A 554-nucleotide genomic window follows, 5' to 3' on the forward strand; every position below is an offset into this window, starting at 1 on the left:
TAACCAACAATACACACGATTCTGCGGTTACTTAAAAGATTGCAAAGTATGTCCACTACAACAGCAATGTATGCGAAAGCCACCCATTAAAACGGGGCGACAAGTACAGTTTATAAATAATGAATCACGCAAAAAGCTAAGCTATATCGACAAAATGAAAGTAAAAATAGACAGCCCCATAGGTCGACGACAATACAGCAAACGACTCGGGTGTATCGAACCGGTGTTCGGGAATATTACGGTGAATAAAGGCATGAATAAATTGACCTTACGGGGTCAAACGAAAGTGAATGCGCAATGGCAACTGTATTGTCTTGTTCATAATATAGAAAAGCTGCAAAACACGATGCATTAAGAAGGGTAAGCCCTTTCACCCTAAATAAAAGCCACTCAACCACCTTTAATCCCTTCCAAAACGCCAATTAAAACAATATCAAACACTTCTATATTCTGCGTAAAAATACAGTAATCAATTGAACCAAAATAGGAACTCAGCTATGGTTTGTTTATCAATAAAAACAAATTTAAAAACGAGTTAATCTACAGGCTCGTTA

At 37.2% G+C, this 554-nt stretch carries 1 protein-coding gene; it reads left to right on the forward strand.

What is annotated here, in order from left to right; all coding sequences use genetic code 11:
• Nucleotides 1-355 (forward strand): transposase (locus tag I6F44_RS19545; protein WP_197174415.1); only part of this gene is annotated, 355 nt, incomplete at its 5' end.
• Between the last annotated feature and the right edge of the window lie 199 nt (nt 356-554).

This window comes from Pseudoalteromonas sp. NZS11_1 (genome assembly GCF_015864275.1).
GTDB lineage: Bacteria > Pseudomonadota > Gammaproteobacteria > Enterobacterales > Alteromonadaceae > Pseudoalteromonas > Pseudoalteromonas arctica.